The 26,431-nt window shown below is 60.5% G+C and carries 29 protein-coding genes; 14 read left to right on the forward strand and 15 right to left on the reverse strand.

All coding sequences use genetic code 11. The features are described 5' to 3' along the window. The first annotated feature begins 10 nt into the window (after positions 1–10). Both mobA and mobB read left to right on the forward strand, forming a co-directional pair. The gene (gene mobA, locus EX00_RS06480; RefSeq protein ID WP_047457513.1) at positions 11–661 is read left to right on the forward strand and encodes a molybdenum cofactor guanylyltransferase MobA; all 651 of its coding nucleotides are present in this window, start codon (positions 11–13) and stop codon (positions 659–661) included. After that, positions 658–1,188, forward strand: a complete 531-nt coding sequence (gene mobB / locus EX00_RS06485; RefSeq protein WP_047455268.1) for a molybdopterin-guanine dinucleotide biosynthesis protein B — start codon at positions 658–660, stop codon at positions 1,186–1,188. The genes mobA and mobB overlap by 4 nt, the downstream gene beginning before the upstream one ends. Before the next feature lie 51 nt (positions 1,189–1,239). On the opposite strand, the gene EX00_RS06490 is transcribed toward mobB, so the two are convergent. Then, positions 1,240–3,762: an OmpA family protein gene (locus EX00_RS06490; RefSeq protein WP_047455270.1), complete on the reverse strand. Its 2,523-nt coding sequence runs from the start codon at positions 3,760–3,762 to the stop codon at positions 1,240–1,242. Between the two features lie 375 nt (positions 3,763–4,137). Here EX00_RS06490 and EX00_RS06500 point away from each other — a divergent pair, with 375 nt between their 5' ends. From EX00_RS06500 to EX00_RS06525, 6 genes are all read left to right on the forward strand, one after another. After that, the gene (locus EX00_RS06500; protein ID WP_047455273.1) at positions 4,138–4,920 is read left to right on the forward strand and encodes an ABC transporter substrate-binding protein; all 783 of its coding nucleotides are present in this window, start codon (positions 4,138–4,140) and stop codon (positions 4,918–4,920) included. 118 nt (positions 4,921–5,038) lie between these two features. Next, on the forward strand, positions 5,039–5,842 hold the full coding sequence (locus tag EX00_RS06505; protein ID WP_047455275.1) for an ABC transporter permease: 804 nt from the start codon (positions 5,039–5,041) through the stop codon (positions 5,840–5,842). Beyond that, positions 5,839–6,669, forward strand: a complete 831-nt coding sequence (locus tag EX00_RS06510) for an ABC transporter permease (RefSeq protein WP_047455277.1) — start codon at positions 5,839–5,841, stop codon at positions 6,667–6,669. Before EX00_RS06505 ends, EX00_RS06510 begins: the two co-directional genes overlap by 4 nt. A 195-nt stretch (positions 6,670–6,864) precedes the next feature. Beyond that, positions 6,865–7,131 carry an usg protein gene (locus EX00_RS06515; protein ID WP_047455279.1) on the forward strand — a complete coding sequence of 89 codons (267 nt, stop codon included), beginning with the start codon at positions 6,865–6,867 and terminating at the stop codon, positions 7,129–7,131. A 97-nt stretch (positions 7,132–7,228) separates the two neighbouring features. Then, entirely contained in the window at positions 7,229–8,053 is an 825-nt protein-coding gene (locus EX00_RS06520) for a class I SAM-dependent methyltransferase (protein ID WP_047455281.1), read from the forward strand. Between the two features lie 124 nt (positions 8,054–8,177). After that, positions 8,178–8,870, forward strand: coding sequence for a glutathione S-transferase family protein (locus EX00_RS06525; RefSeq protein ID WP_047455283.1), 693 nt, complete (start codon positions 8,178–8,180; stop codon positions 8,868–8,870). A 62-nt stretch (positions 8,871–8,932) separates the two neighbouring features. Here EX00_RS06525 and EX00_RS06530 read toward each other — a convergent pair whose 3' ends face one another. From EX00_RS06530 to EX00_RS06545, 4 genes are all read right to left on the reverse strand, one after another. Further along, the gene (locus EX00_RS06530) at positions 8,933–9,736 is read right to left on the reverse strand and encodes an ABC transporter ATP-binding protein (RefSeq protein WP_047455285.1); all 804 of its coding nucleotides are present in this window, start codon (positions 9,734–9,736) and stop codon (positions 8,933–8,935) included. A 10-nt stretch (positions 9,737–9,746) separates the two neighbouring features. Beyond that, positions 9,747–10,583 carry an aliphatic sulfonate ABC transporter permease SsuC gene (gene ssuC, locus EX00_RS06535; RefSeq protein WP_047455287.1) on the reverse strand — a complete coding sequence of 279 codons (837 nt, stop codon included), beginning with the start codon at positions 10,581–10,583 and terminating at the stop codon, positions 9,747–9,749. 24 nt (positions 10,584–10,607) lie between these two features. After that, positions 10,608–11,783, reverse strand: a complete 1,176-nt coding sequence (ssuD, locus tag EX00_RS06540) for an FMNH2-dependent alkanesulfonate monooxygenase (RefSeq protein ID WP_047455289.1) — start codon at positions 11,781–11,783, stop codon at positions 10,608–10,610. A 196-nt stretch (positions 11,784–11,979) separates the two neighbouring features. Then, positions 11,980–12,948, reverse strand: a complete 969-nt coding sequence (locus EX00_RS06545) for an aliphatic sulfonate ABC transporter substrate-binding protein (RefSeq protein ID WP_047455291.1) — start codon at positions 12,946–12,948, stop codon at positions 11,980–11,982. A gap of 271 nt (positions 12,949–13,219) precedes the next feature. Here EX00_RS06545 and EX00_RS06550 point away from each other — a divergent pair, with 271 nt between their 5' ends. Continuing rightward, a complete protein-coding gene (locus EX00_RS06550) occupies positions 13,220–14,092 on the forward strand; it encodes an NAD(P)-dependent oxidoreductase (RefSeq protein ID WP_047455294.1) in 873 nt (290 codons plus the stop codon). Between the two features lie 52 nt (positions 14,093–14,144). On the opposite strand, the gene EX00_RS06555 is transcribed toward EX00_RS06550, so the two are convergent. The 3 genes from EX00_RS06555 to EX00_RS06565 form a co-directional block, all read right to left on the reverse strand. After that, positions 14,145–14,633, reverse strand: a complete 489-nt coding sequence (locus EX00_RS06555) for an Lrp/AsnC family transcriptional regulator (RefSeq protein ID WP_007696539.1) — start codon at positions 14,631–14,633, stop codon at positions 14,145–14,147. 66 nt (positions 14,634–14,699) lie between these two features. Further along, positions 14,700–15,329: a uracil-DNA glycosylase family protein gene (locus EX00_RS06560; protein WP_404944013.1), complete on the reverse strand. Its 630-nt coding sequence runs from the start codon at positions 15,327–15,329 to the stop codon at positions 14,700–14,702. A gap of 2 nt (positions 15,330–15,331) precedes the next feature. Continuing rightward, positions 15,332–15,904: a thermonuclease family protein gene (locus EX00_RS06565; RefSeq protein ID WP_047455300.1), complete on the reverse strand. Its 573-nt coding sequence runs from the start codon at positions 15,902–15,904 to the stop codon at positions 15,332–15,334. A 122-nt stretch (positions 15,905–16,026) separates the two neighbouring features. Between EX00_RS06565 and EX00_RS06570 the strand changes: the two genes are divergently transcribed. Further along, on the forward strand, positions 16,027–17,556 hold the full coding sequence (locus EX00_RS06570) for a sensor histidine kinase (protein ID WP_047455302.1): 1,530 nt from the start codon (positions 16,027–16,029) through the stop codon (positions 17,554–17,556). Positions 17,557–17,574: 18 nt separating this feature from the next. Here the strand turns inward: EX00_RS06570 and EX00_RS06575 are convergent, their stop codons facing one another. Continuing rightward, the gene (locus tag EX00_RS06575; RefSeq protein WP_047455304.1) at positions 17,575–17,967 is read right to left on the reverse strand and encodes a diacylglycerol kinase; all 393 of its coding nucleotides are present in this window, start codon (positions 17,965–17,967) and stop codon (positions 17,575–17,577) included. 185 nt (positions 17,968–18,152) lie between these two features. After that, on the reverse strand, positions 18,153–19,169 hold the full coding sequence (gene cobT, locus EX00_RS06580) for a nicotinate-nucleotide--dimethylbenzimidazole phosphoribosyltransferase (RefSeq protein ID WP_047455306.1): 1,017 nt from the start codon (positions 19,167–19,169) through the stop codon (positions 18,153–18,155). 124 nt (positions 19,170–19,293) lie between these two features. On the opposite strand from cobT, the gene EX00_RS06585 reads away from it, so the two are divergent. From EX00_RS06585 to EX00_RS06600, 4 genes are all read left to right on the forward strand, one after another. Beyond that, the gene (locus EX00_RS06585; protein WP_047455309.1) at positions 19,294–20,076 is read left to right on the forward strand and encodes an adenosylcobinamide-GDP ribazoletransferase; all 783 of its coding nucleotides are present in this window, start codon (positions 19,294–19,296) and stop codon (positions 20,074–20,076) included. 19 nt (positions 20,077–20,095) lie between these two features. Continuing rightward, positions 20,096–20,317 carry a DUF1289 domain-containing protein gene (locus EX00_RS06590; protein ID WP_047455310.1) on the forward strand — a complete coding sequence of 74 codons (222 nt, stop codon included), beginning with the start codon at positions 20,096–20,098 and terminating at the stop codon, positions 20,315–20,317. Further along, positions 20,314–21,015, forward strand: coding sequence for a TIGR02281 family clan AA aspartic protease (locus tag EX00_RS06595; protein ID WP_047455312.1), 702 nt, complete (start codon positions 20,314–20,316; stop codon positions 21,013–21,015). The genes EX00_RS06590 and EX00_RS06595 overlap by 4 nt, the downstream gene beginning before the upstream one ends. A gap of 96 nt (positions 21,016–21,111) precedes the next feature. Beyond that, positions 21,112–22,017, forward strand: a complete 906-nt coding sequence (locus EX00_RS06600; protein ID WP_047455314.1) for a DMT family transporter — start codon at positions 21,112–21,114, stop codon at positions 22,015–22,017. A gap of 14 nt (positions 22,018–22,031) precedes the next feature. Here the strand turns inward: EX00_RS06600 and EX00_RS06605 are convergent, their stop codons facing one another. The 5 genes from EX00_RS06605 to EX00_RS06625 form a co-directional block, all read right to left on the reverse strand. Beyond that, positions 22,032–22,556: a GNAT family N-acetyltransferase gene (locus tag EX00_RS06605; RefSeq protein ID WP_047455316.1), complete on the reverse strand. Its 525-nt coding sequence runs from the start codon at positions 22,554–22,556 to the stop codon at positions 22,032–22,034. Positions 22,557–22,558: 2 nt separating this feature from the next. Next, on the reverse strand, positions 22,559–23,890 hold the full coding sequence (locus EX00_RS06610; RefSeq protein ID WP_047455318.1) for a bifunctional folylpolyglutamate synthase/dihydrofolate synthase: 1,332 nt from the start codon (positions 23,888–23,890) through the stop codon (positions 22,559–22,561). Between the two features lie 174 nt (positions 23,891–24,064). Next, positions 24,065–24,826, reverse strand: a complete 762-nt coding sequence (locus tag EX00_RS06615) for an ABC transporter permease (RefSeq protein ID WP_047455320.1) — start codon at positions 24,824–24,826, stop codon at positions 24,065–24,067. Continuing rightward, positions 24,823–25,749 carry an ABC transporter ATP-binding protein gene (locus EX00_RS06620; RefSeq protein WP_047455322.1) on the reverse strand — a complete coding sequence of 309 codons (927 nt, stop codon included), beginning with the start codon at positions 25,747–25,749 and terminating at the stop codon, positions 24,823–24,825. Before EX00_RS06620 ends, EX00_RS06615 begins: the two co-directional genes overlap by 4 nt. Before the next feature lie 392 nt (positions 25,750–26,141). After that, positions 26,142–26,396, reverse strand: a complete 255-nt coding sequence (locus tag EX00_RS06625) for a hypothetical protein (RefSeq protein ID WP_047455325.1) — start codon at positions 26,394–26,396, stop codon at positions 26,142–26,144. Between the last annotated feature and the right edge of the window lie 35 nt (positions 26,397–26,431).

Genomic DNA, 26,431 nt, shown 5'->3' on the forward strand with positions numbered 1-26,431 from the left:
GATCGCCAGCATGCCCGGCTTCATCGCAGATCCCACCGAAATCCCGCCCTTCCTGCTTGCTGGAGGGCGTTCCAGCCGCATGGGTGCGAACAAGGCATTCGCTTTGCTCAGCAACGAAAGACTCCTGACGCGGATCGCGACACGGATCGGGCAAGGGCAAACAATACCGGTTGCGCTCAACGCCGATGTCGACTGGCCGGATACGGAAGGACTGCCGTTGGTTCCCGATATTGTTCCGGGCAAGCTTGGCCCCCTCGCCGGCATACTGACCGGCATGCGCCACGCCGCGACACATTACCCCCAGGCCTCCCATATCGTCACGGTGCCGATCGACAGCCCGTTTTTCCCGATCGATCTGGTTGCCCGGCTGGCGGAGCCGATCGAAGGCCGGGATGAAATCGCAGTCGCCGCATCGCTCGGCCGCGATCACCCCGTCTTCGGCCTCTGGCCCGTCTCCGTCGCCGACGATCTCGAATCCTGGCTTCTCGCGGATGAGAAGCGCCGCGTCCGAGATTTCCTGGCGCGTCACACCGTCCGGACGGTGGATTTTCCGACAGTAAAAACGCCGATCGGCGGCCTCGATCCCTTCTTCAACATCAACACGCCGGACGACCTCATCGACGCGGAAAGATGGCTCGCGGCACTGGAGGAGAACCCATGACAAACCCGCGCCCAAAAATCTTCGGCATCGCCGGCTGGAAGAACTCCGGCAAGACCGGCCTCGCGGTGCGTCTGGTCACAGAATTCACCCGTCGCGGTTACAAGATCTCGACCATCAAGCATGCCCATCATGACTTTGACATCGACAAGGTCGGTGCCGACAGCTTTCGCCATCGCGAAGCCGGGGCGCATGAAGTCACCATCGTCTCCGGCACGCGCTACGCCATCATGCACGAATTGCGCGGCGCTCCGGAGCCAAGCTTCGAAGAAATCCTCGCCCGGATTGCGCCCTGCGACCTCGTACTGATCGAGGGTTACAAGCGCGAACCGATCCCGAAGATCGAAGCACGTCGGTTGGAGGCTGCCAAGAACGAGCCGCTAGCGCCGCAAGACCCGCATATCATCGCCATCGCCGCTGATCATCCGGTCGAGAATGCCGGCGCGCTGACCGTCTTCGATCTAAACGACACCATGACGATCGCTGATTTTATCGCGGCAACCGTCGGGCTTGGCGATCCTGCCAAATAACAAAGGCCGCCGGTTACCCGACGGCCTTCGAATGCATAAGGCAGAATAACCTTATCGGTTGGAAGCGACCGGACGCACCAGCGCCGTGATACGGCGGATGGTGACGCGGCGGTTTTCCTGCTCAGGTCCCTGCGTATTCACCTTCAGATATTGCTCGCCATAGCCCTGGGTCACCAGGTTTTCCGGCGGAACACCGTAGACATCGCTCAGCACCTTGGCGACCGATTCCGCCCGTTGGTCGGAAAGGATCAGGTTGCTCTCCGGAGATCCGACGGCATCCGTGTGACCTTCGATCATGAAGGTCTCTGTCGGATCCTTCTTGACGATCTGGCCAATGGCGTCGGCGACGCCGCGCAGCGTGCTCGCCTGCGACATCGGGATTTCCGCGCTACCCGTCGCGAAGGTGATCGTATCGAGATCGATACGGCGCACCTTGTCACGGATACGGGCGGAATAGCGCACTTCATTGACCGAATAGATGCGCTCGACGGGCTCGACCGGCGGCTCGCGCAGGAAGTCGTAATAGTCCGAGTCACGCTCGCTTCCGGTGTCGATGATGTACTGGCTCAGCGGGATGAGCAGGCGCATCGGCGGCAGGCTGTCGCCGGGATCGCGGAAATAGTCGTCGTGATCCGGCTGCTGTTCGAGCTCCGGTGAATAGAACAGCACATATTCGCGGCCGTCCGCATTGACGCGCGACCGCTGGATGATATCGCCATACCGGTTGCGCACGGTGATGATGCGGTCGCCGTCCGGCTGGTCGATGGTTTCGCGATAGCGGTCCCGCGGAAGCTGTTCGTAGGTCGGGCGCTCGCCGCCGCGGACAAAGCGTTCGGTATCGTCATGGCGAACAACATAATTGTTGTCGACATTCACGATGGTACGGTTGTCCTGATTGACGATAGTCTGGACGGTCGTTCCTCCCGGAGCCGTAAAATTCGGCCGGCCATCCATCCGGCGGCCCTGCTCGCTGGTCACGGCTTCCATCTTCACAGGCGGCTGTTGCTGGCCACCCGTTGCGCGCTGTGCCTCGGCATCGGAGGTCGGCGGCTTGGTGTAGGCGGCCGGCGGCGGTGTCTGGGCATTTTGCCCTTGCACGGCCTGGCCCTGACCCGCTTGGCCCTGGCCTGCCGGAGCTTGGCCTGCCTGGCCCTGCTGCCCTGCTTGACCACGACCGCCGGGGTTCTGGCCGCCCTGGCGATGTCCACGACGGGCCGCATCCTTGTCGCTATCCAGCACGGCAGCGCCGTTCTGCACCGGCAGGATGACCGGGCCTTTGCTCTCGGCAGGATTTTCCGCGATCTTCTTGCGGCGCTCCAGTTCTTGCGGCGACACCGGTGCGCTAGCGGGAACCTCCGTCTGGACACCCGGCTGCGCTACGCCGTTGGGCTGCGCTGTTCCGTTGGCGGGTGCAGGCGTGGCTGTGCCCTGTGCGGGAGCACCGGTTTCATTGGTGGGCTGCGGTTGCTTGCCGGTTTGCGGAGCTGCCTGATTTGGCTGTTGGCCCTGCTGACCTTGCGGCTCACCCTTCGGTGCGGGCTGCTGGGCATTGCCTGCGGGCTGCTGCTCACCTTGCTGGCCCTGCTGCGGCTTGCCGTGCGTCTTGTCACCGCCGGGCTTCTGTCCCTGCTGGCTACCGGGTGCCACCTGTGTTTCAGGCTGGGCCTTTTGGCTCTGAGGCTGTTGCACGGCCGGGGCCGGCTGTTGTTCGGCCGGCTGCTGCGCCGGTGCCTTCTGTTGTGGCGCTGACTCGGCAGGCTGGACCTGCGGTTTCTGATGCGGTTTTTGCGCGGGCTGAGTTTCAGTCTCCGGCTGAGCCTGAGGCTGCTGCGCGGCCGGTGCCAGCTGCTTGGCAGGTGCTGTCTGCTGCTGTGCCGGCTCGGCTGGCTGGCCTTGCGGCTTCTGGTGCTGCTTTTGCTCGGGCTGGCCTTGCTGCTGCGTCTCAGGTGCGGCCTTTGGCTGCGGCTTTGCTTCCGGCTCAGCCGCGGGCTGCTGCTCGGCTGGTTGCTTATGCGGCTTCTGTGCCGGCTGGCTCGGTTCTTGAGCCTGTGGTTCTACGGCCTTCGGCTGCGGCTTAGCTTCAGGCTGAGCCTGCGGCTGTTCAGCTTTCGGCTGAGCCTGCGGCTTCTGTGCAGGCGGCTTCTCTGCGGGCTGCTCATGTTGTTGTTTCGGAGCAGCCTGCGGCTCGGCGGCCTTCGGCTGCGGCGCTTCCTGCTGATGCTTCTGTGGTTGCGGTGCCGCTTCGGGCGCAGCCTCCTTCGCCTTGTGCTGTGGTTCAGCTCCGCCTTGCTGCGCGGGCGCTGCCTCATGCTTCTGGCCTTGCGGCTCGCCCTGTTCGGCTTCACCCGGCTTCTTGTGCTTGCGCAGCTCTTCCTCGGACTGGCCGCCCTGAGGCTGCTCCTGGGCAACTTCGAAACTTGCTCCACCATTGCCGGCAACCGACCCGCCGGCATCGTTGCTCAGCGGCATGATGGTCTGGTCTCGCAGCGCCGCGGCGGCCACCGGCTCAAATACAAGCGACAGCGAAAGCAGCGGGAATGCAGCACTGGCAAATAGTCTGGATCGCTTTCCCATGGATGGGGTCTCCTCTTATTTTATCGTCATTATCCGCCGGGTTGCGGATGCAAGCCGCAGAGGCGATGTCTCATAATCCCGGCCGATTTTCGTTCTTCGTAGGGTTGAATCGCGGCAAGGGGGCGTATTGTTCCGGCACTATTAGGAGGGCTGAATTAACCCTAGCTGAATACGCCAGACGGCTTTCATTCAGTTTATGAAGCCATGCCACGCACTTTGAAGACAGTGTGCAGTGCGGAAGCACTTCGTAATTCCAGTTGCAATTTGCGAAAAAAAAATATGATTATCTTACCAAGGCAGGCCCTTGGCCCGCTCCATTCTGGCCGGTCGCCAATCAAGAAAAAGAGCTGCCGGTCGCCAACAGAGAGGATCAAAATGCGCATCTCCACTCGTCTTTTCGCTGCAGCATCGCTGGCAGCGATGTCGCTTTTCGCCGGCGCCGCGCTCGCAGCCGGCGATTCGATCGTCATCGGCACGGACGCCACCTACCCGCCGTACGAATCGCTTGATGCCTCGGGCAAGATCGTCGGCTTCGACATCGATATAGCAAATGCGCTTTGCGATCAGATGAAGATCAAGTGCACCTTCGTGAACCAGGATTTCGACGGCATCATCCCGGCGCTCCAGGCCAAGAAGTTCGACGCCATCGTCTCGTCCATGTCGATCACGCCGGAACGTCAAAAGACCATCGACTTCACCAACAAATACTACAACACGCCTCCGGCCATCGCCGTGCCGAAGGATTCGACCATCGCCGACACCACCGATGAGGCCCTGAAGGGCAAGAGCATCGGCGCGCAATCCTCGACCACGCACGCCAACTACGCCACGGCGCACCTGAAGGACGCCGAACTCAAGCTCTATCCGTCGCCGGATGAATACAAGCTCGACCTTTCCAACGGCCGTATCGATGCCGTCATCGACGACGTCGTGGTTCTCTCAGAATGGGTCAAGTCCGACGCCGGCAGTTGCTGCAAATTGCTCGGCACGCTGAAGATCGATCCGGAGATCAACGGTATCGGCGCTGGCATCGGCCTTCGCAAGGGTGACACCGCGCTCAAGGACAAGTTCAACGCCGCCATTACCGCTATCCGCGCCGACGGCACCTACAAGAAGATCCAGGACAAGTATTTCGACTTCGACGTCTACGGCGACTAATTGCCTGTCGATTCCTTGGGAAAAGATGACGGCGGAAGCTTGCCCTTCCGCCGTTTTTGTTTGACAACTCCTACATAAATAAGAGAAACGCGGCAAAAGCCGTGAGGGGAAGTTGAGTATGGGCGGATTGTTTTCCGCGCTGGGTTCTCTATGGGCTTGGCTGAGTAATATCTTCGATCCGCTGTGCGGCCCGGTCGGACTTTTCACCCTGTTCGGCCAGAACACCGTCATCGCTTGCGGCGATACCGGTTGGGGCGACGAGATCGCCGGTGGCCTCAGGGTCACAATAACGGTGGCCGTCCTGACATTGCCTCTCGGCCTGATCGTCGGCTTCCTGGTCGCACTGGCGCAGCAATCCGAGGAAAGGTCGCTGCGGCTAGCCGCCGGCGTGTTCACCACCATCTTCCGCGGCCTGCCGGAGCTTCTGACCCTCTTCATCATCTACTACGGCATGCAGATCCTGCTGCAAACGGCGCTCGCATATGTCGGCTACGACGGACCGGTCGAGATCAATGCCTTTGTTGCCGGCATGATCGCCCTTTCGATCGTCTTTTCAGCCTATTGTTCGGAAGTGCTGCTATCGGCCTTCAGGGCTATTCCCAAAGGGCAGTATGAGGCAGGCGATGCCCTCGGTTTCCACCGCGTCCGCACAATGCGTCTCATCATCCTGCCGCAGCTGATCCGCATTTCGCTCCCCAACCTCGGGAACCTCTGGATGAACCTGCTGAAGGACACGTCCTATGTTTCCATCATCGGACTGACCGATGTCATCCGCCAAACACAGCTTGCCGTGCGCTCCGCGAAGGAACCATTCTTCTTTTATTCGGTCGCCTGCGCCCTCTACCTGGTGCTCGCCATCATCTCCTCGGCAGGTTTGTCCTATCTCGACCGCTGGGCAAAACGTGCGGAGTTTCGCCGATGAGTTACGCTGAAGCTCTGATCCCGGCACAGCCGGCGCCGCCGGAGACAATGAAGCGCGTCTCCAAATCCCGCATTGTCGGTTATATATTCCTGTTCATCTGGGCGCTGCTCGGCATCGCGTTGATCACCATGATGATCACCAATTGGGATAACGCAAAGTTCTTCAAGTTTGGCCCAGCCTATCTGGATGGCCTCTGGATTACTGTGAAACTGGTCGGGTTTTCCTTCATCTTCGGAGCGATACTTTCAATTCCGCTTGCGCTCGCCAGAATGTCAGAGAACAGAGTCCTGCAGGGATTAACCTATTGTTATGTATACCTCTTCCGCGGCACGCCGCTGCTGGCACAGATCTACATGGTCTACTACGGTTTCCCTGAGGGCCGAAGCTTCCTACAGAGTATTGGTCTCTGGTGGTTTTTCCGCGACCCCTATTATTGTGGCCTGTTTGCCATCACGCTGAACACGGCAGCCTATCAGACGGAGATCGTACGCGGCGCTATCCAGAGCGTTCATCGCGGCCAGAGCGAGGCCGCCGCTTCGCTCGGCCTCCACAAGCTTGTGACCTTCTACAAGGTCATCATGCCGCAAGCCTTGATCGTGGCGCTCCGTCCCTATGGCAACGAGATCATTCTGCTAATCAAAAGTTCGGCGGTCGTATCGATCATCACCGTCTACGATCTGATGGGGCAGACACGCCATGCCTTCTCCCAGACCTACGATTACCAAACCTATCTCTGGGCGGCGATTTTCTATCTTTCGATCGTCGAAGTCATGCGTAACGGCTGGGCTCGCATGGAAGCCTATCTGACGCGCCACTTGAAGCGATGATCCTGTCGCGGATGGCGCCGCGTTGCGCCGTCTGCGCCCTTGGCAGCACTCACCATGCAAGGCTGCTATCATATTGATTTATGTGTAGAAAACTCTTTTTATAACGCTTTTATAACATTTAAGCCTATCATGAGCTGTTTCCATTTTCGTACCCGCGAGTCTCAACAAGACAATGGGAACAGAAAGAGAGACCTCATGCACGACGACATGCAAAAGCAGTTGCAAGGCTACGGGTTGACGACGGCGCAGATCCTCTATCGCCTGCCCGATCATCCTCAATTTCTGCAGACCTATGTCTGGCAGGACTATGATCTCGCCCCGAACTTTCCCGAGATGCGCGGCTTCCTGAAGTTCTGGCAAGAGAAACTGGACGGACCGCTGCATTCGGTGCGCTATGTCCACCGCAAGCTGATTTCGGCGACGGAATGGCGCGCGCTGAAGGGAGAGCTCATCCTGCACTAGCGCTGGTTGCCAAACCATTTGCAAAAGCCCCAAACCATTTGCAAAAGCCAAGGAAGCGCCTTAATGCCTGCCTGACGAACGGAAAGGCTGGTGTCCCATGGCTAAGAAGAAGATCGACGAAGACGCGCTGGCGGAAGCCTATAACCGCGCGCTCGCGCTGGAAAAGGCCGGCGATATCGACGCCGCCGTCAAGGCCTACCAGCAAGTGCTGGCGATCGATCCCGAGGATCATGGCGGCGCGGCAGTGCGCATCGCCTCGATGGGTCACGGCGAAACGCCGGTGAAGGCGCCGGACGCCTATGTCGAAACCCTGTTCGATCAGCATGCCGAAGTCTTCGAAGACGTGCTCGTCGAGCAGCTCGGTTATCACGTTCCGGTTCTCGTGCGCCAGCGGCTTCAGGCGCTCGGTCTCGGCCCGTTCAAGCGCATGCTCGATCTCGGCTGCGGCACCGGACTGACCGGCGGCACGCTGCGCGACATTGTCGAGGACATTACCGGCATCGACATTTCCGAGAACATGGTCGAAGTCGCCCACGAGAAAGACCTCTACGAAACGCTGTTCGTTGCCGAAGTCGAGGATTTCCTCGACGACAATGACGAGGAGCCTTTCGACCTGATCACCGCCACCGACGTCCTGCCCTATCTCGGCGCGCTGGAACCGCTCTTTTTCGGCGCCGCTGAAAACATGACGCCCGGCGGCCTCTTCATCTTTTCCTCCGAGACCCTACCAGAGAGCGCGCTTGCCGGCCGCCCCTATATGGTCGGCCCGCATCAGCGGTTCGCCCATTCGGAAAGCTACGTGCGCGAACGGCTGACGGCCACCGGTTTCGAGCTGGTCGAAATCACCGATATCAATGTCCGCATGCAAGACGGCCAGCCGACACCGGGCCATCTGATCATCGCACGCCTCGTCGCTGAGTGAGGTGATCCGGCAAGGGGGTTGGAATAATTATCCAATCGGATAATTATTCCTTCGCGAGGACATTCGTTACTTGGCCATTCGGTCAGGTTTCGGTGCAAAACCTCGATGCAGGAAAGGTTGCCGCATGTCGCTCATCCTCTATCAGCATCCCCTCGCCTCTTTTTGTCATAAGGTGCTGATCGCGCTCTATGAGAATGGCACGCCCTTCGAAAGCCGGATCATCGATCTCGGCAACGAGGAGTCGCGTGCCTCATTGCTGCGGCTCTGGCCGATCGGCAAATTTCCCGTCCTGCGCGACGAGACACTCGACAGCACGGTTCCCGAGACCAGTGTCATCATCGAATATCTCGACCGGCATTATCCCGGTCCGGTGCCACTGTTGCCGCCCGATCCAACCGATGCACTCTGCGTCCGGCTCTGGGACCGCTTCTTCGATCACTATGTTCAGGAACCGATGCAGAAGATCGTCGCCGACAAGCGGCGACCGGAAGGTCAGTGTGATCCGCAGGCCGTGGCGGAGGCAGAGGCACTCCTGCGCACCGCATACGGGATGATCGAACAGCAATTGGACGGCAAACGCTGGATTGTCGGCGACGCCTTCACCATGGCAGATTGCGCCGCCGCTCCCGCGCTGTTCTACGCCGAAACGCTGGTGTCTTTCGGCGATCAGCATGTTCGGCTAAAGCAATATTACCAACGCCTGCTCAACCGCCCTTCCTTCGCGCGGGTGCTGCAAGAGGCAATGCCCTACTTCCATTATTATCCCTATTACGAAAATTTGCCGGCCCAGTTCCGCCGGGAGCAGCCGAACGCTTAAGCATACCGTGGGCGCTCACGTCGCCGACCGCTCCATGTCGCAGGCAATGAGGCCAGGCCGAATTAGCCTGCCTTGGCATCCCCGAGGATAGCGGCCAGCAACTGCCCTTCAAGTTCGGCCAGCGCCGGATTGCCATGGCGGCGGGGGTGCGGATGGGGAACGGCGAGATCGAGCACGATCCGCCCTTCATCCAGCACCACGACGCGATCGGCCAGATGCACGGCTTCGCTGACATCATGCGTCACGAGCACGGCGGTGAAGCCAAGTTCGCGCCAGACGCGGTTCAGCAACTCCTGCATGCTGATGCGGGTGAGCGCGTCCAGCGCGCCAAGCGGCTCGTCCAGCGCCAGGACGCCGGGCTTGCTTACCAGCGCGCGAGCAAGTGCCACGCGCTGCCGCTGGCCACCGGAAAGCCGCGACGGCCATTCTCCGGCCTTTTCCGCCAGCTGCACCTCGGAAAGCACGGCCGCAGTCTCGGACCGTATCACCTGCTGCGGCAATCCTTCGCCGAGACCAACGGCGACATTGTCGGCAACGGAGAGCCAGGGCAGCAATCGCGGTTCCTGAAAGACGATGCGGGCGTTCGGCGCTGCATCATTCGCTTCGGTCGTCTCGAAACGGAGATGTCCAGCGGTCGGCTCATCCAGCCCCATCAGGATGCGCAGCAGCGTGCTCTTGCCGCAACCACTCTTGCCGATGACGGCGACGAACTGGCCGGCGGGAATATCGAGATCGATGCCGCGCAGCACGCGATTATTGTCGAAGCTCTTTTCCAGGCCCTTGATGTGGATGGCGGCGGCACCCGTCTGCAACGGCACACTCCCGGAGGAGCCTTGATGAACGCGTTCCAATGCGGTGGCGGTCATGGATATCTCCTCAATTCTGATAGGCCGGGTTCCAGCGCAAGGCCCTGCGCTCCAGCGCCCGGGCAACGACATCGGCGAGTTTGCCAAGCACGGCGTAGATCACCAGCGTCAGCACCACGACATCGGTCATGCCGAATTCGCGGGCATTATTGGCCATATAGCCGATACCCGAGGATGCGGCGATCGATTCCGCCACGATCAGCGTCAGCCACATGATGCCGAGCGCGAAGCGCAGGCCGACGAGGATCGACGGCAGAGCGCCGGGGAAGATCACCTTCTTGAACAGCGTCCAGTTGCTCATGCCATAGACCCGGCCCATCTCGATCAGGCCGCGATCGACATTGCGAACGCCGTGATAGGTGTTGAGATAGATCGGGAAGAGCACGCCGAGCGCCGTCAGGAACAGCTTCGATTCCTCGCCGATCCCAAACCAGAGGATGACCAGCGGCACCATGGCCAGATGCGGAATGGTGCGCAGCATCTGCAGCGTCGTATCGGTCAGCTTCTCCGACAGCCGCGACACGCCATTGGCGATGCCGAGCAGGAAGCCTATCGAGCCGCCCACCAGCAGGCCGGCAAAGGCGCGACCGGCGCTGACGAGGATATTATGCGGCAATTGCCCGGAGATCGTCGTCTGCCAGAAGGCCAATACGACGGCCGCCGGCGACGGCATGATGCGGGTGGATATCCACCCAACCGAACAGCCGAACTGCCAGATCGCTATGATGACGATAGGTAATAGGAAAGGCAAAAACCGCTCCAGGGAGATTGCCGGCCGCGCCGGCTTGGCCGAGCGAGCCCGGCTTTGCACGGCAACGCGGACGAAGGACGTGTCGAATGCCGACATGAGGATCTCCCTGAATTGTTCGCGTTAAGAGCCGGAAACGACTTTCAGATTGCCGCCATGGCTGCCACCGGCGAAGATCTGCTTTGCGCCGAATTCGTTGCGGAAACCGGCTCGCTGTTCCTCGCGGGAGAGCCCGATTTCCGGGAACAGCAGTTCCGCGACACGATAGGCCTCTTCCAGATGCGGATAGCCGGAACCGATCACCGTTTCGATGCCGATGTCCTGATATTCGCGCAGCCTTGCGGCAACAGTCTGCGGCGAACCGACGAGCGCCGTACCGGCCCCGGCGCGGACGAGGCCAACGCCAGCCCAGAGGTTCGGCGAAACTTCGAGCTTGTCGCGACGACCGCCGTGAAGGGCTGCCATGCGCTTCTGGCCAACGGAGTCGGACTGGTTGACGAACTGCTCCTGTGCTTCACGGATCGTCTGGTCATCGAGCTTGGAGATCAGCCGGTCGGCTGCTGCCCATGCCTCTTCGTCCGTCTCGCGGACGATGAAATGCAGGCGGATGCCGAAGCTGACTTCACGGCCCTTCTTGGCGGCGGCGGCGCGGACCTTCTCGACCTTCTCGGCCACCTGAGCCGGCGGCTCGCCCCAGGTCAGATACTTGTCGACGCGGCCGACCGAGAAATCGATGCCGGCATCCGAGGAACCGCCGAAATAGAGCGGCGGGCGCGGCGACTGCACCGGCGGCAGTCCGAGCCTTGCGTTGGTCGCCTGGATATACTTGCCCTCGAATGTCGAGGAGCCCTTCTCCATAAGCTCTTCCCAGACGGTGAAGAACTCGTCGGCATGGGCATAACGCTCGTCATGCTCGAGATGAATACCGTCGCCCGCCAGTTCCGCCGGGCTGCCGCCAACCACGATGTTGAGCAGCACGCGTCCATTCGAAACGCGATCGAGCGTCGAGGCGAGTCGGGCATAATAGGCGGGTGATGCCGTGCCAGGACGGATCGCCACCAGGAACTTCAGCTTCTGTGTGTGTGCCGACAGGGCGGCGGCGGTGATGAAAGACTCCTCGCAGGAAACGCCCGTCGGCAGCAGCACGCCGGAGTAACCGAGCCGATCGACAGCCTGAGCGATCTGCGTGAGATAGCCGATTTCTGGCCCGCGGTTGAGATCGGTCGACCCAAGATAGGTGCCGTCGCCGGAGGTCGGAATGAACCACAGGAAGTCGATGGGTTTGGCGGTCTTGGTCATGGTGTTTCCCTGTCTTCTGGGCGCGTATCATCGGGAGCATGTCCCTTGGGTCTTCCGAGGGATAGTGGCATAGACTACCGATTATATCGACAATGCAGATTTTCTATTGTTGGCCATCTCGCGGAATATTTTTCCGCGATACCAGCCGCGCCCGTCATGTTTCGAGCGCGGCCACATCGATTACGACGATCGTTGCTCAGCTCGCTTTCGGCCGCCAGACGATATCGGTGATGGTAAGCTTCTTCGGAACGATCCCGAGGTCGTAAAACGCGTCCGCCAGTCCCTGCTGATAGGCAATGGCTGCGTCGTTGATGGTCGAGACGGCACCGAGATTGAAGTCGGGGCGCGTCAGTGTCACCCGCGTAATATTGGCCGGCACGCCGGTGATCTCCGAAAGGGCGGCGACGGTATCGTCAAGATTGGCCTGCGCCGCGGTACCGACCTTGGCGAGCTCATCGAGCACATCAACGACAACCTGTGCATTGTCCTTGGTGAAATCGGCATTACCCAGGAAATAGCTGTAGGAATCGAGCAGGCCACGCGCCGTTGCCAGGATGCGGGTATCCGGATCGGCCTCGGCGATGGCGAGATAGGGATCCCAGATTGACCAGGCATCGATCGCGCCGGTCTTGAAGGCTGCGGAAGCATCCGGCGGCGCGAGATCGAGCGCCTGGACATCGTTCACCGTCAGGCCACCCTTGGTAAGCGCCTTTACGGCAACGTTATGGGCGCTGGACCCGCGCTTGAAGGCCAATTTCTTGCCCTTGAGGTCCGCTAGCGTCTGGATTGGCGAATCCTTGCGCACCAGAATGGCCGAGCCATCAGGGCTTCCGGAATATTGTCCCACATAAAGCAGATTTCCGTTAGCGGCCTGCGCGAAAAGCGGAGGCACATCGCCAGTCGCTCCGAAATCGAGCGCACCGGCACCCAATGCTTCCAAAAGCGGAGGGCCGGAGGTGAACTCGGACCATTCGACAGAGATGCCGCGACCGGCGAGCAGCTTTTCCAGCGAGCCCTTGCGTTTGGCCAGCGCCAGTACACCGTTCTTCTGCCAGCCTATACGAAGGGTGGTTGCAGCGGCAGCGCGCGCCGGCCGTATGGAAGGCAGCGCCAGGGCGGCGGCGGTAGCGCCGAGAAGGCTGAGTGTCTGTCTGCGCGAGATCATGAAAAGTCCTTTCCCCACCGGATCGAGACGTATCCCGTTGCCACCGGCATTGCTATTGATGCCCTAAGAATTGCAAATCCATGGATTATATCGACATCTGATATTGTGAATTTCCGCGATTGCATCGAAATTCGATTTCGACAAACAAGGAATATGCGGAATTATCTTCCAAGACGAATGAAACCGAGACAAGTTCGCCGACAAATCGGTCTTCCGTCTCCATCGCCTTTCCGCTAAGCCTTCAGTCAAAATTCGTAAGGGAGTTTCGCGAATGGCAAAGGTCGCTTTCATCGGCATGGGCGTCATGGGGTATCCCATGGCAGGGTATTTGAAGACCAAGGGCGGTCACGACGTCACCGTCTACAACCGCACCGTCGCCAAGGCGGAAGCCTGGGCCAAGCAGTTTGACGGCAAGTTTGCTTCCACCCCCGCCGCGGCTGCCGAAGGCGCCGATTTCGTCTTTACCTGCGTCGGCAATGACGACGATCTGCGCTCAGTAACAATCGGCAAGGACGGCGTGCTCGCGGGCATGAAGGCGGGTGCGATCCTGATCGACAACACCACGGCAAGCGCTGAAGTCGCTCGCGAACTTCATGCTGCGGCCAAGGAAAAAGGTGTCGACTTCATCGACGCCCCCGTCTCCGGCGGCCAGGCTGGCGCGGAGAATGGCGTGCTGACTGTCATGTGCGGTGGCGATGAAGCCGTGTTCGAAAAGGCGAAGCCCGTCATCGACGCCTATGCCCGTATGGTCGGCCTGATGGGCACGGTCGGCGCGGGCCAGCTCACCAAGATGATCAACCAGATCTGCATCGCCGGCATCGTCCAGGGCCTCGCCGAAGGCATCCATTTCGGCAAGCAGGCCGGCCTCGACATCGAAAAGGTCGTGGATGTCATTTCCAAGGGTGCAGCCGGCTCGTGGCAGATGGAGAACCGCCACAAGACCATGAACGCTGAAAAATACGACTTCGGCTTCGCCGTCGACTGGATGCGCAAGGACCTCGGGATCGTGCTGGCCGAAGCCCGCCGCAATGAGGCCAAGCTTCCGCTGACGGCACTCGTCGACCAATTCTACGGCGACGTCCAGGCCATGGGCGGCAGCCGCTGGGACACCTCGTCACTGTTGGCGCGGCTCGATAGGAAGTGAAGTAGTCGCCAAAACGACCACTCCTTATTAAGCGCCATTGCAAATGTGGCGCTTAATCCTCTTGCGACTTCGCGGTATCCAGCAGCATGTAATCCAGCGGCAACTCCGTCGAATACTTGATCCGCTCCATCGCGAAGGCCGAGGAGACGTCGCGGATTTCGATCTTGGCGATCATGCGCTTGTAGAAAGCATCATAGGCGGCGATGTCGGGAACGACGACGCGCAGCAGATAATCGACATCGCCGCTCATGCGGTAGAACTCGACCACTTCCGGGAAGTCGGCGATCACCTCGGAAAAGCGCTTGAGCCATTCGATCGAGTGACTATTGGTGCGAATCGAGACGAAGACAGTAACCTTGGTGTTGACCTTTTCCGGGTCGAGCAACGCCACGCGGCGGCGAATGACACCGTCCTCTTCCATCTTCTGGATACGGCGCCAGCATGGTGTCGTCGACAGCCCGACCTTCTTGGCAAGATCGGCCACGGCCAGAGTGGAATCTTCCTGCAGCAAGCGCAGGATTTTGCGGTCGAGACGGTCCATTTCGGCTATCCTTTCGAATTATATTCTCTCTATAGCGCGTTTTTGACGAAAGAAAAGAAACTTGTTTCAAGAAACGAGGATTTTCACACGTTCTTGTAACACCGGCAGCAGCTCCGCCTCGAACCAGGGGTTGCGTTTCAGCCAGCCGCTATTGCGCCAGCTTGGATGCGGTAGCGGCAGAACGGCCGGCGACCGATTGGTCAGAAGATAGCGCCTCCATTCCGAAACCGTTTCGGTCATCGACGCCATACGCGTCGCGCCGAGGTGCCATGCCTGGGCATATTGCCCGATGGCCAGGACAAGCTCAATCTGCGGCATCGCATTGAGAGCCTTCTGCCGCCACAGCGGCGCGCATTCCTTGCGCGGCGGCAAGTCGCTGCCGGCGGCGTCATAGCCGGGAAAACAGAAGCCCATCGGCACGATGGCGAAGTGATCGGGATTGTAGAAACTGTCGCGATCGACACCCAGCCATTGCCGTAACCTATCGCCGGACGCGTCGTTGAACGGCAAGCCGCTTTCATGAACGCGCAGCCCCGGCGCCTGCCCGGCGATCAGGATACGTGCCGTCGCCGACAGCACGGCAACCGGTCTCGGCTGATGCGGCAGTCTATCCGCCTCGCCGCGCATCGGTGCGTCGCGACAGATACGACAGAGGGCGATTGCGTCGCTGAGTGCCTGCAACTCATCGCCCGGCATCGTCATTGACCCCATCCCACCAGCTTTCGCAGATAATCGGCCAGTCCGCCAAGCGGATCGCCACCGGAGGCATGCTCCACCTGCTCCTCGCGCCGATAGTCGCGCGGCCGTTCGAACTCGCCAGCCCAAAGCCCTGCCTTCACTTCCCGTGCCTGAGCCTCCTCGGCTGCATAATTGCCGTAAGACACCGCCATGCCGCTGCGGACCATAGCGGCGTTGATATCGACATCGCCAGTCTTGCAGATCACCAGCAGCCGGCCGTAGCGATCCTTCTCACTTCCCCGGCATTCGGGCGAACCAGCCTTTATAAGCCGATCAAGGGCTCTGCGTGCCTCCTCGCCGCAGGCCCAGCCTGCATTGTTGCGCTGACATTGCTGCCGATACTCCGGCGCATCGATACCGCGCAGCCGAAAACGCTCGCTGCCTTGAGCGAGCGTGTCGCCGTCGACCACATAAAACTGTCCAGTTTGAACCAGTTCCGGACGATTGTTCAACTTCAACGCCAGCAAGGCAAGCAGCGCCAGCAGGGCGCATGTGGTTAAGCCGTCACGAAACAGGCGGCCAGATCGCGTCACGTTTTTGCCTCCTTCACGAATAAACCCTTGGCAAAGATGGCAAACAAAACATTTCGGGCAGCATCTTCTTAAGATTTGGCCGTTAGTCTGTAGCCTCCAGCAAGCCAAGTTTCAACGCAACCATGAGTAACGGCGTCAGTACATCGACAGATAAAATCGTCGTCGACCGATCGCGCAGTCACCGTAACCGGGCTGTGTCGAAGGCCGTGCGGCAGACGCGCGAGCGCCTGCAATCCGGCCATAGCCGGAGTTTTGACCGCGAACTGATGATGATGCATGTCGACACCCTGTTGCAGGGCGCCTCGATCATGCCGATCTTCGTCATCATCGTTGCGGCACTCGGCGCCTATCTTACTCGCGACGCGCAGATCTTCATCTGGGCCATTCCGACCTTAACCGCGCATGCCATCAACATGCTGCTTGGCCGCCGTGCTAAAAAGTACGAGATGACTGTTGGGCGCGCCAAGAAATGGCGCCAGATTCTGCTATTGGGCCAGTTGCTTATCGGCTTCTGCTGGGCGTTCTTCGCCATGCAGGGCTGCTCCGCCTGTGGTGGTGACAGTTTCGTACTCTACAAGGGCGCGACACTGCTGGTGGCGATCTGCATTACCACCATGGCGAATTTCATGCTGCCGCGCGCGGTGCCCTTCGCCTTTGCCCCAGCAATCGTCGCACTTGCCGTCAAGGCAAGCGTGACCCGCGATCCACTCGACATCACGCTCGCCGCCGCCGTCACGGTTGCCGTCATCTTCTTCACCTTCATCACCAAGCGGATGTTTCAGTCCAATCTGAAAATCCTCTCCTTTCAGTCGGAAAAGGACGATCTGATCGCCGAGCTCGAGGTCGCCAAATCCATGTCGGACGAGGCGCGCCGGCGCGCCGAAGAGGCCAACCTCGCCAAATCGCGCTTCCTGGCCTCGATGTCGCATGAGCTGAGGACGCCTCTGAATGCTATCCTCGGCTTCTCCGAAGTCATGTCGGCGGAGGTCATGGGACCGCTCAACAACGCGACCTACCGCGAATACACCACCGATATCCATCGCTCCGGGCAGCATCTGCTCAATCTCATCAACGAGATCCTCGATCTCTCGCGCATCGAGGCCGGCAAATACGAGCTGAACGAAGAGGCGATCTCGCTACTGGATGTCGCGGAGGATTGCATCGGCATGGTGCAGTTGCGCGCGCGCGGCAAGAATATCTCCATCTCGCCGCAGCTCGAGCTTGAGCTTCCCTCCGTCTGGGCCGACGAAAAATCCATTCGACAGGTAATCCTCAATCTCCTGTCGAATGCGGTGAAGTTCACCCCACAAGGCGGCGAGATCACCGTGAAAGTTGGCTGGACCTCCGGTGGCGGGCAATATGTGGCGATCAGAGACAATGGCCCCGGCATTCCCGAAGAGGAAATACCGGTGGTTCTGTCCGCTTTCGGTCAGGGTTCGATCGCCATCAAAAGCGCGGAACAGGGAACGGGCCTCGGCCTGCCGATCGTCCAGGCGATCCTTGCCAAGCATGATGGTCAGTTCATGCTGAAATCCAGGCTGCGCGAAGGCACCGAGGTTATCGCCATCCTGCCGGCCAAACGCGTATTGCAAAGCCTGCCGGCCATTGAGGATGCACCGTCGGTCGAGCGCCGCAAGAAGAGCTTTGCCTGACGCTTAATCCGTAAAAGCTTAGCGGAAAAACAGGTGGCTGCCGATCGTGTAGAGCAGATAGAGGCCGGACGCGACCAGCATGCAAAGAACGGCGAAGGAGCCGAGATCCTTCGCGTGCTTGCCGACATTGGAAATCTCCGGCGAAATCCGGTCTATGACTTCCTCGACTGCGGTATTCATGGCTTCAACCGCGAAGACACCTAGAAACAGCACGATGGCAATCATGATTTCACCAAGCGTTGCACCGACGGCGATCAGCAGGATCAATCCAACAGCCGCGAACAAGAGCTCCTGCCGGAATGCCGATTCCTGCAGCAGGCGCTGGAAGCCGCCCCACGAATAGCTGGCGGCGGCAAAAAAATGTCGGATACCCGTTTCCTTGGTTACCGCTGATTTCGAAAACTCGGCCATTCCTGCCCCGCTTGCAATGTCCTGACTGCAATTTAGCTGCCTTGCGAATACAGTCTCGCCATTCCCAAGGCAAGCCGACGGCTGAGTCGGCCCCAAAATTTGTTACAGCTTTATGACGTAAATCGAAAGTCGGTCGGAATTTGGGAGGCGAGGCACGCAATCATCGCGCCTCGCGATTCTATCCGTCAGTGTTTGTTGGTGACGCCTGCACTCTCGAAGGTCGCCATGCCGGAATGGCAGGCGGCGGCGGCCTTGACGATGCCAGCGGCCAGTGCCGCGCCCGTGCCTTCGCCGAGCCGCATGCCGAGCGCCAGGAGCGGCGTCTTGCCGAGCTTCTCTATCGCCTTCAAATGCCCCGGCTCCGCCGAGACATGCCCGATCAGGCAGTGGTCAAGGGCGGTCGGATTGGCGGCCTTGAGGATCGAGGCGGCTGCGGTTGCGACATAGCCATCGATGATCACGGGGATATGCTCCATGCGGGCGGCAAGAATGGCACCGGCCATGGCGGCGATCTCGCGGCCGCCAAGGCGACGCAGCAGCTCCAGCGGATCGGAGAGATGCTCGCGATGCAGCGCCACGGCCTTTTCGACAGCGGCGATCTTGCGCTTCAGCATCTCGCCCTCCGAACCGGTTCCGGGGCCAACCCACTCCGCCGCCGTGCCGCCATAGAGCGCATAGTTGATGGCGGCTGCGATCGTGGTGTTACCGATGCCCATTTCGCCGATGCAGAGCAGGTCCGTGCCGCCGGCGATCGCTTCCATGCCGAAGGCCATGGTCGCGGCGCAATCGCGCTCGGAAAGCGCCGGCTCTTCGGTAATGTCTCCTGTCGGATAATCGAGCGCCAGGTCGAACACCTTCAGGCCGAGATCATAGGTGACGCAGATCTGGTTGATGGCGGCACCGCCGGCGGCGAAATTCTCCACCATCTGCTGCGTTACCGAAGGCGGAAACGGCGTGATGCCCTGTTTGGCAACACCATGATTGCCGGCAAAAATCGCGACAAGCGGACGAGTGACGGCAGGCGGACGGCCGGTCCAGGCCGCCAGCCAGAAGGCAATCTCCTCGAGGCGGCCAAGGGCGCCCGGCGGCTTGGTGAGCTGCGCGTCGCGCTCGCGCGCCGCCACCAGCGCCCGGGGATCCGGGCCTGGGAGGTCACGCAGCAGCGTGCGGAAATCGTCGAATGGCAGGCCGGTAACGCTCATGAATGCCGTTCCTTGTCTTTTGGTCTCAAATCAGGTTTTTTGCGTGCGACTCTATTAGTCTTCGGCACGGGCGCGAACAACTGCAAAAAGCGTCCGATGCTGTCGCGGGAATAACGGGGAGAGGATGAGTATTCGGGAATACATGGGCGACATTACGCGCGCCATAGCCTTCCTCAGCCGCATTCCCGTGCCGGCGTCCTTCTTCGAGGGCGATAGCGGCACGCTTGCCCGTGTCGCGCGTGCCTTCCCCTTCGCCGGCCTGCTGATCGCCCTGCCCGCCGCAATCGCTTTCGGCGTGCTGCTGGCCTTCGATGCCGATCCGCTGATGGCGGCACTCCTGGCGCTCGCCATCCAGACGATCACGACCGGCGCGCTGCATGAGGACGGCCTCAGCGATACCGCCGATGGCCTTGGCGGCGGCAAGGACCGCGACCGGGCGCTTGCCATCATGAAGGACAGCCGCATCGGCACCTATGGCGCGGTGGCGCTGATTCTGTCCTTCGGGCTGCGCGCCTCAGCGCTTGCCGCCATCGGCCGCGGCCTCGCCCCGCTTGACGCGGCGCTCACTCTCCCGGCCGCCGCCGTCCTCAGCCGCGGCGCCATGATCTGGCACTGGTATGCCCTGCCGGCGGCCAAGCCGGACGGGGTCGCCGCCTCGGCGGGTAAACCGGACTACGGCGCCACGCAAATCGCATTGATCACCGCGCTGGTGTTTTCGGCGTTTCTGCTCTGGCCGAGCCTCAGGCTTCCAGCCTTTGTCCTCTGCCTTCTCGTCACCGCCGCGGCGGCATTTCTCTTCACTCGACGCGTGCGTCAACGGCTTTCCGGTCACACCGGAGACACCATCGGCGCTGCGCAGCAGATTTGCGAGATCGCCGCTTTCTGTACCCTTGCCATGTGCGTATGAAGCATCGATATATGACCTTATGCTAACACCTTGCATCCTTGTCTGTTCCCTCGACCTGAACACCGGCTTTTGCTTCGGCTGCGGACGCACGCGCGAGGAAATCGGCGAATGGATGACCTATAGCGACGCCGAACGCCTTGATATCATGCAGGTCCTGCCGGAACGTCTCGCGACCGTAGAGCGCAAGCCGCGCCGGGAAACCCGCCGCCAGCGACTGGCGCGGGAGCGCAGCACCGTATGAACCGCCTGAACATCGCTCTCGCCATCATCGGCATAGGTCTCGCGTTCCTGCTCTTCAACAATAATAGCGGCACGACCTTCGGCCTGCCCAATGACGATTTTGCCCGTATCGTCTATCTGCTGCCTCTTTCCCTGATGATGGCCGCCGGAATCTGGGCAAGCCGCCAAACCGCCAGCCAGTCGCTGCGCAATCTGCTCATCTGGCTGGTGATCATCATGGCGCTGGCGACCGCCTATGTTTATCGGCGCGACGCCCAGGATGTCGGCGGCCGGCTGTTCGCTGGCCTCGTGCCCGGACATGCCGTCGTCGTCACCACCAGCGAGGGCGGCCAGGAAGTCATCCTCCACAAGCTCTCGAATGGCCATTTTCAAGCCCAGGTGATGATCAACGGGCAGCCGATCGACATGCTCGTCGATACCGGCGCCAGCTCCATTGCGTTGTCTCGCGAGGACGCCGAGCGCGTCGGTATCATCCCGGAAAACCTCACCTATTCCATGACCATGATCACCGCGAACGGTCGGGCAAAAGCCGCCCCCGTCGAGCTCGGCGCCGTTGCCATCGGCCCGATCGTGCGCCGCGATGTCGAGGCGACCGTCGCCGAAGAAGGCAAGCTCGACCAGAGCCTGCTCGGCATGAGCTTCCTCGAGACGCTGGGATCGATGCAGATGCAGACCGACGAACTGCGGCTGCGGGATTGAGCGCAATAGTTCGATGAGGCCCGAAGCATCGCGAGCCGAATATACGCTAGGGATGACGGCATATATCCCAGTATCGGTCCCGAAAGTTCAGCCGTCATGCCACAGACCAAAATCAACGCCACGACGGAGCTTCTGCTCCTTTTGATGCTCGCGACCCTGTGGGGCGCTTCCTACACCTTCATCAGGATCGGCGTGGCGACAATCCCGCCGATCACCCTCATCGCAGCACGCACGCTTATTGCCGGCGGCGTGCTGTTTGCGATTATCCGCTGGCGTGGACTGAGCCTCCCCAAGGAGCCGGCGATATGGCGTCGCTTCCTCGTTCAGGCCTGCCTCAACAGCGTTATTCCCTTTACACTGATCGCCTGGGCCGAACGTACGGTTGATGCCGGCCTGGCGACCATCCTGAACTCCACCACGCCGATCTTCACCTTCCTTTTGGCTGCCATCTTGCTGCGCAACGAGCGCGTCACCGCATACAAGCTGTTCGGTATCGCTGTGGGACTGGCGGGCATCTGCTTCATCATCGGCTTCGACGCCTTGAACGGCTTCGGTCGACAATTGCCCGCGCAGCTCGCCGTCGTGGCGGCTTCGGTCTGCTATGCGGGCGCTGCCCTGTTCGGCCGCAATTTCAAGGGCCTCGATCCGATGATGCCCGCCGTCGGTTCCCTGCTCTGCGGCGCCGTCATTCTCATCCCGGTCAGCCTCGTCGTGGATCGGCCATGGACGCTCGCGCCCTCCACCGCATCGATCCTGGCACTCCTGGCACTTGCCATCCTGTCGACTGCGCTTGCCTTTTCGATCTATTTCCGGCTGATCCAGACCCTCGGCTCGATCGGCACCACCGCCCAAGCCTATCTGCGTGTCCCGATCGGCGTCGCCATCGGCGTCATCTTCCTTGGGGAGCCTCTGACCCAGACGGCCGGCATCGGTCTTGTCTGCGTCATCATCGGCGTAATGGCTATGACGATGGCGCCACGGAGAAAGACCGTCAGTGGATGAAAACCGGTGCGCCGCTATATCAGTAACGACAGATCATCCCATACGAAGATGATGTTCTCGGATCGCCAGACCGGGCCGGGATCGGTGTAATGCCCGGTCATTCGCCCACCCAGCCACTGATAGAACGCAATCGCCGGATCGTTGCCGACGACAACGCCGAGTGCGGCGCCGGGATAATTCAAGGCAGCCAGATGCCGTGCCAACTCCCGCATGAGGCGGCGACCGATGCCCTGACGCTTGATGGCGGGATCGACATAGAGCGACCGTATCTCGCCACGCCCCTCGAAAAGAGCCAATGACGGCGCACCGGCCGCGCCAATACCGACCAAACGCCCGTTCTGCTCGGCGAGAAGCACCAGTTGATCGCGGCCAGGCTCGGATAAGGTGGCCGTCCATCTCGCTCGCCGGAAAGCCTCATCCATGATGCGAATGGCATCGGGCGTGGCCAGTTCCCGATAGGTTTCCCGCCAGACAGCAAGGTGCAGGCGGGCTATGGCCGCGGCATCCTCGAGAAGAGCCGGACGAATAGTGATGTCCATCGTCAACCGGCACCTTCCAGCACGGCGCCTCGCAACGCTCCCACCAGATAGAGCGACCCGGTTGCGAGTAGCCAGCCGCCATCTTCCGATACCTTCGTCGAGGCACGGTCCAGCGCGTTGCGGGGATCAGGCTCGGCTTCGCAGGCTATCCCCATGGATGTTGCGAGCGTTACCAATTCATGGGCCGGATGAGAGCGGCCGGACCCGGACGCTTCGGTAAAGACGATATAGGCGACGGATCGTGACAGGACCGTGAGGAAGCCTTCCGCATCCTTGTCAGACGCCAGCGCGACGATGGCCACGCACTTGCCGCTGACATCGGAAGAGCGGGTGATATCGCGCAGGACAGCCTCGATGTTGAACGGAACATGCGCACCGTCCATCACCATCGGCACCACGCGCCGCGCAGTAGTCGATGCAGGCGGAAGCCTGAAGTCAAACCGCTCCATCCGCCCCGGCAGACGCGCATTATCCCTGACCGCCTGATCAAGCAGCCATGCGCCGATTGGCGTGCGTGTTTCGGCCTCCCCGCGTACGCGTTCGCCCTGCTGTCCCAAATGATCGAGAACGAGGCCGACCAGTGCAGCATTCCTGTCCGCGATCGTCGCATCATCGGCAAAATCGGTGCGAAATACGCGGCAACCGAGTTCAGCGGCACGCTGCTGCAAGACCCGACCGGCACCGTCGGTGGCGGGGAGCGTGGTGACAAGCATCGCGCCGGGCTTCAAGATACCGACCTTCTCGCCCGCGATCGCCTCGCGTGTGTTCCCAAGAATTTCCGTATGCTCGAGTTCGATATTGGTGACGATGGCAACTTCGCCAAAGACCACATTGGTGGAGTCCAACCGACCTCCGAGCCCGACTTCGACGACAGCCCAATCCAGACCGGCATCTCTGAAGACGACGAAAGCGGCGGCCGTTATCACATCAAACCAGGTGGCGTCCTCGCCCGGCGTTGCCTCTCGCTTTGCGACCTCGTAGCTGTCCAGCACCTTCTCCAGAGCTTCCGCTAACCTGTTGTCCTCGACCTCCCGCCCCAATACGCTGATGCGCTCGTTCACATGGTCGACATGCGGCGAGGCATAACGGCCGACCCGCCAACCCGCCCTCAGCAAGGCGGCGGCGACAAGCGCGCAGACGGACCCCTTGCCTTTGGTGCCGGCGACATGGATGGCACGGAAGCTCTGGTGAGGATTGCCCAGCCGCTGCATGAGATCGAGCATGGGCTCAAGGCCAACCCGCATCTCCCCGCGCGGCTTGCGCTCCCAATTGGTCAACCGGTCGAGGCGCGAGAGAACATCGGGCAATGATTGGTGCTGCGGGACTATGGGCATGAAATACCTGCAAAAAGGATCGACTTGGATGCCCAGGCATGCTGCACGGCCGTCATCTCGCCCCGCTTCCCGATGACCCGCCGCCCTGCTCCGCCTGCGACATGGGCGCGGAGTTTATGAGCCGCGAAAACCGCATTTGCAACCGCGATGTTTGCGGGAACAACGCTCCACCAGTCAGTTGCGCAACCGATATCCCGTCTTGAAAATCCACCAAAGGGTCGCAAGGCAGATGACGAGAAATAGAGTGATCATGGCAAGGCTCAGCACCGGGTTGACGTCGGCAATGCCATAGAAGCTCCAGCGAAAGCCGCTGACGAGATAGAGCACCGGATTGAGGTGACTGACCGCCTGCCAGAAGGGCGGCAGCATGTTGATGGAATAGAAGCTGCCGCCAAGGAAGGTCAGTGGCGGCACGACCAGCATGGGAATCAGGTTGAGCTGCTCGAAATTCCCGGCCCAGATGCCGATCATGAAGCCGAACAGGCTGAAGGTAATCGCCGTCAGCACGAAGAACAGGATCATCATGAACGGGTGTTCGATGGTGATATCGACGAAGAAGTTGGCGGTCAGCAGGATGATCAGCCCGATCAGCATGCCCTTCGTCGCGGCCGCACCGACATAACCGAGCACGATCTCCGTCATGGCGACGGGCGCGGATAGAATCTCGTAGATCGTGCCTGAAAATTTCGGAAAGTAGATGCCGAATGAGCCGTTGCTGATGCATTGGCCGAGCAGCGTCAGCATGATCAGCCCGGGCGTGATGAAAGCGCCGTAGGAGACGCCCTCAACCTGCTGGATGCGCGAGCCGATGGCGGCACCGAAGACGATGAAATAAAGCGACGTCGAGATGACCGGAGAGACGACGCTCTGCAACAGCGTGCGGCGCGTGCGCGCCATCTCGAAACCATAGATAGCCTTGATCGCCTCGAAGTTCATTTGCTCTCTCCCACCAGCGATACGAAGATGTCCTCGAGCGAGCTCTGCCGCGTCGACAGATCCTTGAAGTGAACGCCCTCGGCCGACAGGCGCGACAGCAGTACCGCGATACTCGATTGCTCATGTTCCGCATCGAAATCGTAGATCAGCGTTGTGCCGTTCGGCCCCAGCGAGAGACCATTGCCGTCGAGGCAAGGTGGGACGGCATCCAGAGGCTCCGCCAGGTCGAGAATGAGCTGCTTGCGGCCAAGCTTGGCCATCAGCGTCTTCTTGTCTTCCACCAGCAGCAGCTTGCCGTCATTGATGACGCCGACGCGATCGGCAATCTCCTCGGCTTCCTCGATATAATGCGTCGTCAGGATGATGGTGACGCCGTTGGCGCGCAGCCGCTCGACGACGTGCCACATATCCTTGCGCAACGTCACGTCGACGCCCGCCGTCGGCTCGTCGAGAAAGAGGATCTCCGGCTCGTGCGACAGCGCCTTGGCGATCAGCACGCGCCGCTTCATGCCGCCGGAGAGCTGGCGCAGCATGTTGTCCTTCTTGTCCCAGAGCGACAGGTCGCGCAGTACCCGCTCAATATGGGCCGGATCAGGCTTCTTGCCGTGCAGGCCGCGTGAAAAGCTCACCGTGTTCCATACAGTTTCGAACAGGTCGGTGGTCAGCTCCTGCGGCACCAGCCCGATCATCGCGCGCGTGGCGCGAAACTCCTTCACCACGTCGTGACCGCCGACAGTCACCATGCCTCCGCTCGGATTGGCGATGCCGCAGACGATGGAAATCATCGTCGTTTTGCCGGCGCCGTTCGGCCCGAGCAGCGCCAGGATTTCGCCCCGTTCGATATCAAGGTCGATACCTTTCAGCGCCTGAAACCCATTGGAATAGGTTTTGGTGAGATTACGGATGGAAATGATCGGGGCCATGATGCAGGCAAAGTCCGGCTTTGTGATTATTCTCGCGGCGTTTGCCCGCTATATAGCCGGTCACGAGCTTTTTACCATCCCGCCGGGTGGAACAGTGCGTTCGCCTAAACGAACAAGTTGTCATCAAACCGTGACTTTCGTCGGGCATACCTTTGGCTAGGTGAGCAACGGTTGTCGCAACCCCGCCCAACGCCTCTTGGTGACAGCGTCAGCGCCGATGATACTCGAAGACTGATTGCCCTCGTATCCATATTTCATGCGTCATTGCGCGATAAACTTTTTTTCCGGAGCCAGCAAAGATCCCCTGTCGTTGCTGAGCACCACTCCAGCCGGCCCTCGTGCCGGCTTTTTTCTTTTTGCCGGCTAAGGGTCGCCTATCGAAAGGGTGAAGGTCACCAGTTGCCGTTGATACCGCACCCGGCCGGCGGCAGCGTCTTGTTCTCGAAGCGCGCCTTCAGCATCGCGCAGCCCTTTTCGCGGATCGGACCCGGCATCATCGTGTTGAGACCGATACCCACTTCATCGAACGGATCATCGGCATAAGCGACGTAGGCGTACCAGCGGCCGCCGATCACGAGAACGATCGCGACGAGAGCAGCGATTAGCGCCTTTCCGAAGCTTCCCTTCCTTCTCGGAACGTCTTCCATCGAATATTTCCCCTAATTTAGCGAGCCGCAGTTAA

The sequence above is a fragment of the Martinezella rhizogenes genome, assembly GCF_000799715.1.
Taxonomy (GTDB): Bacteria; Pseudomonadota; Alphaproteobacteria; order Rhizobiales; family Rhizobiaceae; genus Rhizobium; species Rhizobium rhizogenes_C.

What these genes read in the sequence shown, in the direction of transcription:
- mobA (WP_047457513.1), top strand. Translation starts at nt 11, where the DNA reads ATGCCCGGCTTCATCGCAGATCCCACCGAAATCCCGCCCTTCCTGCTT.
- mobB (WP_047455268.1), top strand. Translation starts at nt 658, where the DNA reads ATGACAAACCCGCGCCCAAAAATCTTCGGCATCGCCGGCTGGAAGAAC.
- EX00_RS06490 (WP_047455270.1), bottom strand. Translation starts at nt 3,762, where the DNA reads ATGGGAAAGCGATCCAGACTATTTGCCAGTGCTGCATTCCCGCTGCTT.
- EX00_RS06500 (WP_047455273.1), top strand. Translation starts at nt 4,138, where the DNA reads ATGCGCATCTCCACTCGTCTTTTCGCTGCAGCATCGCTGGCAGCGATG.
- EX00_RS06505 (WP_047455275.1), top strand. Translation starts at nt 5,039, where the DNA reads ATGGGCGGATTGTTTTCCGCGCTGGGTTCTCTATGGGCTTGGCTGAGT.
- EX00_RS06510 (WP_047455277.1), top strand. Translation starts at nt 5,839, where the DNA reads ATGAGTTACGCTGAAGCTCTGATCCCGGCACAGCCGGCGCCGCCGGAG.
- EX00_RS06515 (WP_047455279.1), top strand. Translation starts at nt 6,865, where the DNA reads ATGCACGACGACATGCAAAAGCAGTTGCAAGGCTACGGGTTGACGACG.
- EX00_RS06520 (WP_047455281.1), top strand. Translation starts at nt 7,229, where the DNA reads ATGGCTAAGAAGAAGATCGACGAAGACGCGCTGGCGGAAGCCTATAAC.
- EX00_RS06525 (WP_047455283.1), top strand. Translation starts at nt 8,178, where the DNA reads ATGTCGCTCATCCTCTATCAGCATCCCCTCGCCTCTTTTTGTCATAAG.
- EX00_RS06530 (WP_047455285.1), bottom strand. Translation starts at nt 9,736, where the DNA reads ATGACCGCCACCGCATTGGAACGCGTTCATCAAGGCTCCTCCGGGAGT.
- ssuC (WP_047455287.1), bottom strand. Translation starts at nt 10,583, where the DNA reads ATGTCGGCATTCGACACGTCCTTCGTCCGCGTTGCCGTGCAAAGCCGG.
- ssuD (WP_047455289.1), bottom strand. Translation starts at nt 11,783, where the DNA reads ATGACCAAGACCGCCAAACCCATCGACTTCCTGTGGTTCATTCCGACC.
- EX00_RS06545 (WP_047455291.1), bottom strand. Translation starts at nt 12,948, where the DNA reads ATGATCTCGCGCAGACAGACACTCAGCCTTCTCGGCGCTACCGCCGCC.
- EX00_RS06550 (WP_047455294.1), top strand. Translation starts at nt 13,220, where the DNA reads ATGGCAAAGGTCGCTTTCATCGGCATGGGCGTCATGGGGTATCCCATG.
- EX00_RS06555 (WP_007696539.1), bottom strand. Translation starts at nt 14,633, where the DNA reads ATGGACCGTCTCGACCGCAAAATCCTGCGCTTGCTGCAGGAAGATTCC.
- EX00_RS06560 (WP_404944013.1), bottom strand. Translation starts at nt 15,329, where the DNA reads ATGCCGGGCGATGAGTTGCAGGCACTCAGCGACGCAATCGCCCTCTGT.
- EX00_RS06570 (WP_047455302.1), top strand. Translation starts at nt 16,027, where the DNA reads ATGAGTAACGGCGTCAGTACATCGACAGATAAAATCGTCGTCGACCGA.
- EX00_RS06575 (WP_047455304.1), bottom strand. Translation starts at nt 17,967, where the DNA reads ATGGCCGAGTTTTCGAAATCAGCGGTAACCAAGGAAACGGGTATCCGA.
- cobT (WP_047455306.1), bottom strand. Translation starts at nt 19,169, where the DNA reads ATGAGCGTTACCGGCCTGCCATTCGACGATTTCCGCACGCTGCTGCGT.
- EX00_RS06585 (WP_047455309.1), top strand. Translation starts at nt 19,294, where the DNA reads ATGAGTATTCGGGAATACATGGGCGACATTACGCGCGCCATAGCCTTC.
- EX00_RS06590 (WP_047455310.1), top strand. Translation starts at nt 20,096, where the DNA reads ATGCTAACACCTTGCATCCTTGTCTGTTCCCTCGACCTGAACACCGGC.
- EX00_RS06595 (WP_047455312.1), top strand. Translation starts at nt 20,314, where the DNA reads ATGAACCGCCTGAACATCGCTCTCGCCATCATCGGCATAGGTCTCGCG.
- EX00_RS06600 (WP_047455314.1), top strand. Translation starts at nt 21,112, where the DNA reads ATGCCACAGACCAAAATCAACGCCACGACGGAGCTTCTGCTCCTTTTG.
- EX00_RS06605 (WP_047455316.1), bottom strand. Translation starts at nt 22,556, where the DNA reads ATGGACATCACTATTCGTCCGGCTCTTCTCGAGGATGCCGCGGCCATA.
- EX00_RS06610 (WP_047455318.1), bottom strand. Translation starts at nt 23,890, where the DNA reads ATGCCCATAGTCCCGCAGCACCAATCATTGCCCGATGTTCTCTCGCGC.
- EX00_RS06615 (WP_047455320.1), bottom strand. Translation starts at nt 24,826, where the DNA reads ATGAACTTCGAGGCGATCAAGGCTATCTATGGTTTCGAGATGGCGCGC.
- EX00_RS06620 (WP_047455322.1), bottom strand. Translation starts at nt 25,749, where the DNA reads ATGGCCCCGATCATTTCCATCCGTAATCTCACCAAAACCTATTCCAAT.
- EX00_RS06625 (WP_047455325.1), bottom strand. Translation starts at nt 26,396, where the DNA reads ATGGAAGACGTTCCGAGAAGGAAGGGAAGCTTCGGAAAGGCGCTAATC.